10 protein-coding genes are annotated in these 12,260 nt (G+C 35.0%); 1 reads left to right on the top strand and 9 read right to left on the bottom strand.

All coding sequences use genetic code 11. The features are described from left to right. Nucleotides 1–2: 2 nt before the first annotated feature. The 5 genes from JOC48_RS01010 to JOC48_RS00990 form a co-directional block, all read right to left on the bottom strand. On the bottom strand, nt 3–1,022 hold the full coding sequence (locus tag JOC48_RS01010; RefSeq protein WP_204497177.1) for a thiamine pyrophosphate-dependent dehydrogenase E1 component subunit alpha: 1,020 nt from the start codon (nt 1,020–1,022) through the stop codon (nt 3–5). Next, entirely contained in the window at nt 1,015–2,439 is a 1,425-nt protein-coding gene (gene lpdA, locus JOC48_RS01005) for a dihydrolipoyl dehydrogenase (RefSeq protein ID WP_204497176.1), read from the bottom strand. The genes JOC48_RS01010 and lpdA overlap by 8 nt, the downstream gene beginning before the upstream one ends. Continuing rightward, entirely contained in the window at nt 2,418–3,542 is a 1,125-nt protein-coding gene (gene buk / locus JOC48_RS01000; protein WP_204497175.1) for a butyrate kinase, read from the bottom strand. Before buk ends, lpdA begins: the two co-directional genes overlap by 22 nt. A gap of 10 nt (nt 3,543–3,552) precedes the next feature. Next, on the bottom strand, nt 3,553–4,656 hold the full coding sequence (locus tag JOC48_RS00995; protein WP_204497174.1) for a Leu/Phe/Val dehydrogenase: 1,104 nt from the start codon (nt 4,654–4,656) through the stop codon (nt 3,553–3,555). 70 nt (nt 4,657–4,726) lie between these two features. Continuing rightward, nucleotides 4,727–6,724 (bottom strand): sigma 54-interacting transcriptional regulator, encoded by a 1,998-nt coding sequence (locus tag JOC48_RS00990; protein WP_204497173.1) that lies wholly within the window; start codon nt 6,722–6,724, stop codon nt 4,727–4,729. A 172-nt stretch (nt 6,725–6,896) separates the two neighbouring features. On the opposite strand from JOC48_RS00990, the gene JOC48_RS00985 reads away from it, so the two are divergent. Further along, on the top strand, nt 6,897–7,163 hold the full coding sequence (locus JOC48_RS00985) for a DUF2627 family protein (protein ID WP_204497172.1): 267 nt from the start codon (nt 6,897–6,899) through the stop codon (nt 7,161–7,163). A gap of 149 nt (nt 7,164–7,312) precedes the next feature. Here JOC48_RS00985 and JOC48_RS00980 read toward each other — a convergent pair whose 3' ends face one another. The 4 genes from JOC48_RS00980 to spoIVB form a co-directional block, all read right to left on the bottom strand. Then, the gene (locus tag JOC48_RS00980; protein WP_204497171.1) at nt 7,313–8,659 is read right to left on the bottom strand and encodes an aspartate kinase; all 1,347 of its coding nucleotides are present in this window, start codon (nt 8,657–8,659) and stop codon (nt 7,313–7,315) included. A 258-nt stretch (nt 8,660–8,917) separates the two neighbouring features. Beyond that, the gene (safA, locus tag JOC48_RS00975) at nt 8,918–9,517 is read right to left on the bottom strand and encodes a SafA/ExsA family spore coat assembly protein (RefSeq protein WP_204497170.1); all 600 of its coding nucleotides are present in this window, start codon (nt 9,515–9,517) and stop codon (nt 8,918–8,920) included. A 133-nt stretch (nt 9,518–9,650) separates the two neighbouring features. After that, nucleotides 9,651–10,436, bottom strand: a complete 786-nt coding sequence (gene spo0A, locus JOC48_RS00970) for a sporulation transcription factor Spo0A (protein ID WP_204497169.1) — start codon at nt 10,434–10,436, stop codon at nt 9,651–9,653. 343 nt (nt 10,437–10,779) lie between these two features. Beyond that, entirely contained in the window at nt 10,780–12,063 is a 1,284-nt protein-coding gene (gene spoIVB, locus JOC48_RS00965; protein WP_204497168.1) for a SpoIVB peptidase, read from the bottom strand. Nucleotides 12,064–12,260: the final 197 nt, after the last annotated feature.

Below are 12,260 nucleotides of genomic sequence, written 5' to 3'. Positions count from 1 at the left end.
CCTTACTCCGCATATACATGACGATAAATGGTTTCTGGACTAGCATACGGAGCACTTTCTGCAAAATCAGTTGCATCATCAATAATTTCCTTCATTTCCTCATCCCATTTGCTTTCTAACTCTTTCGTTAATAAATTAATCTCTCTTAAATAACTTGCAAATGTATATAATCCGTCTTTTTCCTTTGCACTATCTACTTCTTCTTTACCCCGATATATTCGATCATCATCATCACTTGAATGAGGAGTTAAACGATAAGATATTGTTTCGATCAAGCTTGGTCCTTCTCCACGACGAGCACGATCAGCAGCTTCTTTTACTGCTTCATATACAGCAAGTGGATCATTTCCGTCAATGGTTACACCAGGCATTCCATAGCCGATTGCACGATCTGATATTTTTTCGCAAGCTACTTGTTTACTTAATGGAACCGAAATTGCATAATGATTATTTTCACACATAAATATAACTGGTAACTTGTGTACACTTGCAAAGTTTGCACCTTCATGAAAATCACCCTGATTCGAAGATCCTTCACCAAAGGTTACGAAGCTAACAAAATCCTTTTTCTCCATCTTTGCAGCCAATGCAAAGCCAACTGCATGAGGTACTTGTGTGGTTACAGGGGAAGACCCAGTTATAATCCGATTTTTTTTCTGTCCAAAATGACCAGGCATTTGCCTACCACCTGAATTTGGATCATCTGCTTTCCCAAACCCTTGAAGCATCAAATCTCTTGCAGACATTCCAAAAGCTAAAACTACACCCATATCGCGATAATAAGGAGCAACATAATCCATCTCTCTGTCCAAAGCGAAAGCTGCTCCAACTTGTGCAGCCTCTTGTCCCTGTCCTGATACAACGAATGCCATTTTTCCTGCCCGGTTCAACAACCACATTCGCTCATCAATTCTTCTAGCAAGTAACATGGTTCGATACATTTCTAATACCTGCTCGTCCGATAAACCTAGTTTCTTATGTCTATTTTCAGTCACGGTTTCCCTCCTATTTACGTTAACCATGAATTTTCCTCCCCTCTATTCCTAATGCAGCCTCTCCAAAAATTTCTGAAAGTGATGGGTGTGGATGAATCGTTTCTGTCCACTCCCATGGCGTAGCATCTAATAGTTTGGCTAAAGCTGCTTCTGAAATTAACTCGGTTACTTGAGGACCTATCATATGAACTCCTAACAAGTCGTTTGTAGCTTTATCTGCGACAATCTTTACAAATCCATCTGTTTCACCACGTATGAGTGCTTTTCCAATTGCACTAAATGAAAATTTACTTGTTTTTAATTGGTACCCTTGTTGTTGTGCCTGTTTTTCAGTAAGACCAATACTTGCTACTTCGGGTTTTGAATAAATACATGTAGGTATCATATTTGCATCAAGTGGATATGTATGTTTACCTAAGATATGATCAACTGCAACCAGTCCTTCTTTTGATGCAACATGTGCTAATTGCATACCACCAATCATATCTCCTATTGCATATATGTTAGACTCTTTTGTTTGATAGTATTTGTTCGTCTCAACAAATCCATGTTCATTTAAAACAATGTCCGTATTTTCTAATCCAATACCCACAGTGTTAGGACTTCTTCCAATCGAAAGCAATAACTTATCAGCAGTTAATGTTCGCTTTTCTTGTTTATTTTCTATATCGATTTGAATACCAGTTGATTTGTCCAATGAATCAGTTAATAGCTTTGTACCTGTATAAATGGTTACCCCTTTTTTTGTTAACATTTTTGTCATTTCTTTCGAGATTTCTTCATCTTCTAAAGGTAAAATTTTTTCGTCCGATTCAACTATTGTAACATCAACATCAAAATCTGCCAGCATCGAAGCCCACTCAATTCCGATAACTCCCCCACCAACAATTAACATCGATTTGGGTAATTCGTTCATTTCTAAAGCCTCATCTGAACTTAAAACATAGTTGCCGTCAACCTCTACTCCATTTAATGCTTTTGGTTTAGAACCTGTTGCAAGGAGTACATACTTTGGTACAATCATTTCATTTTCTTCACCGCCAGGCAATTCAACAGAAACCGTACCAGCTGTTGGTGAGAATATGGACGGACCAAGAATTCTTCCATAGCCTTGATAAACATCTATTTTTCCTTGTTTTATTAAGTGTTTGATACCATTATGTAATTGATTTACGATGGTGTTTTTACGATTTTGTACCTTAGTAAAATCCACAGATACATCAGGAAATGTTACGCCAAATTGTTGCGCGTTTTTAGATTGCTGATATACTTCAGCACTTCTTAGTAACGCTTTCGACGGAATACAACCACGATGTAAACACGTTCCTCCAAGCTTATCACGTTCAACAATTGCTGTCTTTAATCCCTGTTGAGATGCTCTAATTGCTGCTACATAGCCACCAGTTCCACCACCTAGAATAACTAAATCATATTCCTTGGCCATTTTTCATGCTCCTCCTTTCCTTCTTCCACTACGTATTCTTTTTGTTCTTCTTCGTTTCTAAGTACACGTAATGTTCCTTGTGCAAGTGCTTCAAGATCATTTTGTCCTGGAAAGATCAAAACATCTGTAATCCATTTTATTTTGTTCATCACCATTGATACGAACGTATTCCCTGTTTCTATATTTCCTGTAAGAACGATCGCATCAATTTCCCCTTCTAACACAGCACTTAGGGCACCAATCTCTTTAGATACCTGATATGCCATCACCTCATAAACGAGCTTTGCTTGGTCATCTCCTTGTTGAATCCTTTCTTCCACTTCTTTTAAATTATCGGTTTGTAAATAAGCTTTCAAACCTCCATTGGTGATAACTTTTTTCATCATTTGATCTTGACTAAATTCTCCTGAAAAACACATAGAAATTAAATCCCCAGCAGGTACAGTTCCAGCTCTTTCTGGTGATAAAGGACCATCCCCATATAAACCATTATTCACATCAATTACCCGACCTTTTTCGTGTGCTCCAACAGTTATTCCTCCACCAATATGGGCAACAATTAAACGGATATCCTTATACGCTTTACCTAATTTTTCTGCAGCTTTTCTTGCAACAGCTTTTTGGTTTAATGCATGAAAGATACTTCTTCTTGGAACTTCAGGAAGACCAGAAAAGCGAGCAAGTTCACCTAATTCATCCACAACAACAGGATCGACGATAAAAGCAGGAACGTTCCATTCACTTGCTATCTCATAAGCAAGAATTCCTCCGAGGTTTGAAACGTGTTCACCATTATATCCCATCCTTAAATCCTGAAGCATCAATTCATTGACTCGGTAAGTTCCTCCTTGAATCGGGCGGAGCAACCCTCCTCGGCCACACACCGCATCGACTTTGGAATGATTGATACCTATTTCAAAAAGTGCATGTAAAATATCTTTCTTTCTTATCTCATATTGATCCATTACTCTCATAACAGATGTTAGTTCAGCCATGTTATGATCTATAGACTGTTCCATTATACAAAATTCGTCACTAAAAATTCCAATCTTAGTATAGGATAATCCTGGATTAATCACTACTATTCGTTTATTGTTACTCAAACGTTAAACCTCACTTTTTTCTCTCTTTACACAAAATGTGTTTATCACTTAGTAAAAATTGTCTTCTAGACTGTTTAAGTATCTGAATTCGTTCTTCTGCCATTTTTTCTGCAGCTTGATAGGTAGGTATATTCTCTTGATTTGAAATTTGAAAAACTTTTAATATTTTATCATAAATAGTTTCTACACGCTTTAGTGCCCTGTCTTTATTATATCCATTGAGCTCGTCAGCAATATTTATAACACCACCGGCATTAATCACAAAATCCGGTGCATATGCAATTCCTTTTTCATGAAGTTCATCTCCGTGTTTTGATTCCTTCAATTGATTATTAGCTGCCCCTGCTATAATTTTTGCTTTTAATTGAGGAATCGTTTGGTTATTAATCGTTGCTCCTAGTGCACATGGTGAAAAGATATCACAATCAACGGAATAAATATCGTCAGGATCAACTGCTTTTGCATTATAGGCGTCAACCGCATGTTTAACAGCCTCTTTGTTTATATCCGTGACAATTAAATTAGCGCCTTCTTTATGTAGATAATCACAAAGCGCAAAAGCAACACTTCCTATTCCTTGAACAGCAATTTTTTTACCTTCTAAAATATCCGTTCCATAAACGTGTTTAGCACAGGCTTTCATTCCTTTATAAACTCCAAATGCGGTTACTGGAGACGGGTTTCCAGAGGATCCAAAAGCAGGAGAAATACCAGTTACAAAATCTGTCTCCTCATGAATAATATCCATATCCTCAACCGTTGTACCAACATCCTCAGCTGTAATATAACGTCCATTTAAACCTTGAATAAACCTTCCAAATGCACGAAACATTGCCTCGTTTTTATCTTTATTTGGATTCCCTATAATTACTGTTTTTCCCCCACCTAAATTCAGGCCAGCAGCAGCATTTTTATAAGTCATTCCTCTAGCTAGTCTTAAAGCATCAGTAATCGCTTCTTCTTCTGTTTGATAGGTCCACATTCGTGTACCTCCAAGTGCAGGTCCTAGAGTGGTATCATGTATGGCTATAATCGCTTTTAACCCTGATTGCTTATCTTGACAAAATACTAGCTCTTCGTAATCATAGGTTTCCATATAGCTGAAAAGTTCCATGTAGAGGCCTCCTATTTATTAAGAAGTTATCTATTTTATTTTTTGATGACACAATATTTAATATGACATGTTAAAATCCATATTTGTCCATTTTATAATAAAGATTACGGATAGAAATCCCTAAAGCTTCTGCTGTTTTTGTTTTGTTGTAATTATTTTCCTTTAAAGCCATATGAATTATATCCTTCTCATATAACTCCATTGATTGTTGTAACGTCCGATTTGATAAATGAGTGCATTCTATAGTTCTGGTCAACGGTTTTCTTTCAAGACTAGGAAGGTGGTCACGTTTTATAGTATCTTCATAAGGTTCAATAAATAGCATTGCATGACTCAGAATGATGTTTAACTCACTAACATTTCCTGGCCAATGGTGTTGTTTCAAAAAAGTGAGTGCTTCTTTATCAATTCCTGAAATATTTCTACCATAAAACTGATTTAACTTATTTATTAAAAAAAGAGCAATTTCTGGTAAATCCTCCATTCTTTCGCTTAGTGAAGGTATGTAGATAGATAACCTGTTTAAACGATAATATAAATTTTCCATTAATGTTCCATCTACAATAGCCTTTTCAAGATTTTTCTTTGTAGCAGTAATAATCCGAGTATCAAGAGAAACCATAGTTGAGCCACGAACAAATTTATTTTCATCCAGTAATTGTAATAATCTTTTTTGCATTCTTATTGATAATTCACTGACCTCATCCAGAAAGATAGTTCCACGTTTAGCCTGCTCTAATAACCCTGTAACTTCATTGTACGGATTATCCTTACCAAACAATAATTGTTCCAGCTTTGCCTCATCTTTCATCGAACAATCGACTCGAATAAATTTATTATGCCTTCGGTTCGATTCGTTATGAATAGCTTTAGCAAATAGCTCTTTCCCCGTACCTGATTCACCTCGTAACAAAATAGTACCAGAGGTCTTTGCCGCTGCTTTAGCTTGTTCTATTGCTACAGTCATGACACTTGAGGAACCAGCAACATCCTCAAATGTAGGCATACCCTCAATATTCCTAATTAATTGCCTAGTCTTCTTTAATTCATCAGCTAATTCTTTTCTGTCAGTAACATCATGTAATATGGCCATACTACCCTTTACCTCTCCAAAATGCTTGATTGGATTAACAGTAAGAGTGAATTCTTTGTTTAAAGCTTCAGATATCAATACTTGGTCTTGTTCTGTTCTATTAGTTTGCAAAACTCTACGATGAAACAAGTCCAGAGAATTTTCTACGTGTTCGTCAGCTTTCATAATTTTCTTTAAAGCTGGAGTTGAAATTATTTCTTTATTTTCATTATCAACAATATTAATGACCTCATCAGTAGAGTTAAAAATAGCACGAACAACATGTTTTATTCCACTAAAATGAACATCCATTATTTTTTCTGTTAATTTTATCAGATCTTCAAATTCTCTGATTATAGCAACGGCTCCAAGCAGAATATTATTTGAATCAATAATTGGTATCCGTGTAGTTAAAATTGATTTGCCATTTTTTAAAGTCATTTGTTGATCGATTTCTTTTCTTCGTGTTCGTAAGACGTTAGGTAGTCTCGAATGATCAATAATAACCCGTATTGGTTTAGAAAGAGCTTCTTCTCTATTTACACCTATGATTTCTTCTGCCTTACTGTTCATAAAGGTTACCATTTCATGAGCGTCCACCATGACGATACCATCATTTGTCTTACTAAAAATTGCATTCAAGTAAAATTTATCTGTTTCTAGTGTATGAAGACGTGTTAACTGTTCCTTCATTAATTCAGATAGTAATATAGCTGTTTTTAATGTAATTATTTCTGTGTCTTTTTCTTTTATCTTACAAATAGCATCGTAAGTATCACCAGACCCTGTAGCATCAATGATGATATCAATAGGTTCTTTTAACCAATATTCCCAATTGCAACCTGTTTTTAACTGAAATTGCTTCGCAACAACAAGCCCCGGAGCATCCTGGTGCTTGTCTACAACTGCCACAATTTCAAATAATTCAGCTTCAATTAATAAATTCAAAATCGGAATACACTTTTTTTCTGCGCCAATTATTAGGACTCGTATCATACGTTACCATCCTTGCACTATTTTGCATAGTTCCATCTTATACTTTACTGCAAATTTTGGCAAGGTCCGAGCGGTTTTCAATTATCATATGCTTTGCTATACTACTAATGCGTTCTCAAATAATTTAAATACCGTATTGTTAATGACTTGAGTAAGAAATAGAGGGATAAATATGAGAATAATTGCTTTACTATTATTAGTTTTGCCAGGAATATTGGCTACCTTAGGAATAAAATTAATGCGAGATGCAGCATTTGCAGAATTTTATCCTTACTTTTTCCATTTAAGTATTCAATTTATAGTAGGATTACTGCTTTTTTTAGGTGGGTTAGGCTTTATTGGCGGTTTCATTTTACATAGGGACCGAAAAAGAAACCTTACAAAGGGACGATTTAAAAACAATCAAGATGAGAAAATGAAGGAATCAAAAAGTGACTGATTAACCAAGTAGTTCGGTTATACGGAAGAAATAACGAAAAAACAGACCAAATCGTATAGTGATTGGTCTGTTTTTCTTCGGTTAATATCAATACTTTTATTACACTTTTTGCGGAATATCGGGACTACCTACGATCAGTCTCTTTTTTATTATTCAAAAAATTCTTTGTATAAAGATTTCACTGCTGCTTCAACTCCTGAAGCTTTCACTCCAAACATCATAGAAACCTCAGAAGATCCTTGGTTAATCATTTCTAGGTTCACGTTGGCTTTTGCAAAAGCAGAAGTAGCTTTTTCAGCAATTCCAATTGTACTATCCATTCCCTCACCAACAATCATTATAAGAGCAAGATCTCGTTCAATGTAAACTGTATCCGGATCTAATTCATTCTTAATTCGGTTGATCACTATTTGTTCTTTTTCCTTCGTCAACTGACTTTCTCTAATGATAACAGATAAGTCATCAATTCCTGATGGTGTATGTTCAAACGAGATACACTCATCTTCTAAAATATTTAACAAACGACGCCCAAAACCTAGCTCACGGTTCATTAAATATTTACTTACATATAAACTAAGAAAACCAGTATCACTTGCGATTCCAACGACAGGATTCTCACTTGTTTCTTTTTGAGCAACAATGATAGTACCTAAGCCATTAGGGTTGTTTGTATTCTTAATACAAACAGGAATACTGGCCTTAAAAGCTGGAATAAGTGCTTCATCATGAAAAACAGAAAAACCAGCGTAAGACAATTCTCTCATCTCTTTATAAGTTAAAGATGTAATCTCTTTAGGGTTTTTAACAATATTCGGATTGACACAATATACAGAATCAACATCTGTGAAGTTTTCGTATAAATCTGCTTGTACACCAGCCGCTACAATCGAACCAGTGATATCGGAACCTCCACGAGAGAAAGTCACAAGTTTACCATCTTTTGTATAACCAAAGAACCCAGGAATAACAACAATTTCTTCTCTATCTCTTAACTTGTACAAATATTGATAACTTTCTTCAAGAATTTGTGCACTTCCCGGTTCATCGCTTACATAAATACCCGCATCCTTAGGATTCAAATAGGTTGCTTGTAAGCCAAGTGATTTTAAGTAATTACTAAGTACTTTTGCTAATGAGTCTTCTCCGATTGATTTAATTGCATCAATCTTAAATGCATCACTGTAATCAGAAGCAAATACTTCTTTTACATCCTCTTTTATTTCTGAAAGAACATTATCATCAAGTCCAAGCTCATTTGTAATATCTCTAAAACGAGCAACCACTTGCTCTAATTGCTCCTCGTATGATTCTCCTCTTTGATATGCCTCCCCCAAAGCAATTAATAAATCTGTTACTTTCGTATCTTGTTCATTTCTTTTTCCCGGTGCTGAAACTACAATTGCCTTTCGATCTGAATCATCCGTTATAATATTAGCAACTTTTCTTAACTGTTCAGCACTAGCTACTGAACTTCCTCCGAATTTTGCTACTTTCATTTTTTTAACCTCTCCATTTTTAGTTTTCTGTACAATTCTAAATATTAACATATTTCTTAAATAATTGTTATCGGAAATCTTCCCTAAATAAATAATATAATAACGTATATTGGTGATTTCGATGGTTTTCCTTTTCATTTTGTTAAAAGACCGGATAATTTCACTTACAATCAAAATAAAAAGACCTTGATTGTACTCAAAGTCTTTGTTACATGTAAAAAACTCGACACTCGTTATATTGAGTGTCGAGTTTCTATTTTATTTTTTTATAAACATCTGAGTCCAATACTTTCCATCTTTCACATAACCTACACCGATATGTGTATAGTTTTTATTCAGTATATTTCTACGATGTCCTGGACTGTTCATCCATGCCTTCACTACTTCACGAGGGGTCCGTTGTCCCCTAGCTATGTTTTCAGCTGCACTCGTATATTGAATGCCAAAATCCTGCATCATTGTGAATGGAGAACCGTACGTTGGACTTGTATGGGAAAAATACCTTTTATCATGCATATCTTGTGATTTGTATCTCGCAACACGAGAAAGCTCCCAATCCGGTTTTAAGGCTGGCAAACCATTTTTTGCTCTTTCTTGATTTGTTAATTGAATAACTTGGTGTTCCGTATGCTTGATTTCATCAATATTCGGAATCGTAAGTTTTTGTTGTGGGTAGATTAAGTCTGGATTTTCCACCTGTGGGTTTGCTTCAATAATTTCAGTTACCCCTATTCTATACTTCAAAGCAATTTTCCACATACTGTCACCAGGTTGTACCGTATAGGTGTTTTGAGCAGATACTACTGTGTACGGTATGAGCAAAAACAAGAATAACATTAAGTATACTATTTTTTTCAATGCTTACGCCTCCTTTACTGTTAAAATGCCTCTTTAAAACTGCAATTATTCAAAATTTTAGCGTTTACTTATTATCATAAAAAAAAAAGAGCCTGCTATTTTAAAAAAGCAGGCTCTTTATGTAAGTTGAGATTTAACTTGCACGATGTTCTAATCGAAGTCTATCGGCAACCATTGCGATAAACTCAGAATTTGTTGGTTTTGCTTTTGAAATACTAACTGTATAACCAAATAATGACGAAATCGAATCCATGTTTCCTCTGCTCCATGCAACCTCAATTGCGTGTCTGATTGCACGTTCTACTCGTGATGCAGTGGTATTATATTTTTTTGCAATATCTGGGTATAAAACCTTTGTTATAGAACCTAGCAATTCAATGTCATTGTAAACCATTGTGATTGCTTCTCTTAAGTACATATACCCTTTAATATGAGCTGGAACTCCAATTTCATGAATAATGTTAGTAATGCTGGCTTCCAGATCAAATTTTTTATTTTCTGCAGTAGTTTTTTGTTTAACAACTTTGTTTCCAACTGCGGAAGTTACCCCATGTACTTGCCTAATTTGATCTGCAAGATTTTCTAAATCGAATGGTTTTAGTATAAAATAAGATGCACCTAAATCAACAGCTTTTTTTGTTACTTCTTCTTGTCCAAATGCAGTTAACATAATCACATTTGGATACTTGGCTCTTTCAAGTTCTTTTATTTTACCTAAAACAGCCAATCCATCCACATGCGGCATAATAATATCCAGTATCAGTACATCTGGCTCAATATCCTCTAATAATTCTAAACACTCTTTTCCGTTGTAAGCTGTACCGACTACCTCCAAGTCTGACTGATCTTCAAAATAATCCTCCATCAAATTAATCAACTCACGATTATCATCGACTAAACAAATTTTGATTTTTTCCACATTCGTTCCTCCTTAAAGTAATCCTCCTCTGTAACACGTAACATTTTCGACACAAGTTCGAAAATTCCTTCTTTTTGTTAAAAAACTTTAATTTTTTTGGCAAATGCTTTAATTTACTCTTATTTACGCATTTTTTCGAGTAATTACGACAAAACAAAATCGGTTTTGTCGAAAAATCTTTATTAAATTGTACCATAATTTGATACAATTGGTAATATACCTGTAAAAAACATTATAATCCCTTCTTCATTGCTGGTGTCTAAAGGCCAGTATTAGAATTGCATTAGAATTACTATAACTTTAAAAAAACTCTTATCTTTTCGATAAGAGTTTTTTCCATCTATTAACTTGCTTCTTGTTGTCCTTCATAAATGTCGATTCCTGCTTCATCTAACATCCATTCGATGTGAACACCATATCCAGACGTGGGGTCATTGACGAAAACATGTGTGACAGCCCCAATAACTTTTCCATCTTGAAGAATTGGGCTTCCACTCATTCCCTGAACTATTCCTCCAGTTTTGTTTAAAAGCTCTTTGTCCGTTATTTTAACAATCATCCCTTTGGTTGCAGGATATTCTTGTGGGACACTATTTACAATCTCGACATCAAATGCTTCCACTTTCTCTCCTTCAACGACAGTTAAAATTTTCGCTGGTCCTTCTTTAACTTGATGAGATAATGCAATTGGCATTGGCTCATCCCATTTGCCATTTGATATTTTTTTGTTTAATTTGCCAAAAACGCCAAACGGACTATTTTTTGTTATATTTCCGATTTGTGCATCATCAGCTGAAAATTCTGCTTGCTTTTCACCAGGAGTCCCGTTTTTTCCTTTCTCAATTGACCTGATATTTGAACGTACGATTGTCCCTTTATTAATTTCAATTGGCTTTCTAGTGTCCATATCAGAAATAACATGTCCTAAAGCTCCATATTTTTTTGATTTTGGATCATAAAACGTCATGGTTCCGATACCTGCTGCTGAGTCTCTAATATACAAACCAATTCTGTATTTTTCATCCTTCTTATCCAAATATGGTTTAAGCTTTGTCGTAAACGTTTGGTCTCCTCGTTTCACCTCTACTGTTAATGGTTTTCCGGCTTCACCAGCTTTTTTCACTAATGGTGCTACTTCTTTCATGTTTTTTATTTGTTGATTATTTATACTTAGCAATGTATCTCCAACTTGTATATCCGCTTCTTCTCCAGGAGATACTTCTCCTTCACTAGTACTTACTAAGTGATGGCCAACTACTAATACTCCTAAAGTTTGTAAATTAACACCGATTGATTGTCCTCCAGGAATAACTTTAAAATCCTTTATCACATCAACGTTTATTTTTTTTATAGGTAATCCAGCCATTTCATAAACGATATCGCTATTACCTTCAGCCAAAGTTTTAAATTCCGAAGCATTTATTGCTTCAATAACTTCTTCTGTATTTTTATTTCTAATTTCAAAATTATTACTTAAAGTAGGAACGCTTATCGAGTCTTGATTGTTAAACGCAGTTATTTGATTCGGTATTGAAAGGTAAGTCTGTATAGGTGTTATAAATGGAATACACAGGAAAGCAACAAGGAGCATTATTCCTATTCCATTACGCAAACTCTTTACACTCATTTTTTCACTCTCCTCGTTCCTAACCCATATTTTTTTCTGTATTTCTAATTTGACCTTAGAAGGTGATTTTTAAACCCTGTAAAGTTCTGAAATTACGGGTATGATTTCCTGTATTGTCTCTTTTTTTGCATGTATAATAACTAATTCAAATAAAAGGATGTTTTTTAAAAGGTTGTTGGTTTTTATAATAAGCCTAA

Source organism: Aquibacillus albus, assembly GCF_016908325.1.
GTDB classification, from domain to species: domain Bacteria; phylum Bacillota; class Bacilli; order Bacillales; family Amphibacillaceae; genus Aquibacillus_A; species Aquibacillus_A albus.
Note: the sequence above shows the minus strand (reverse complement) of the source record. Positions and strands in the feature narration are given on the sequence as shown.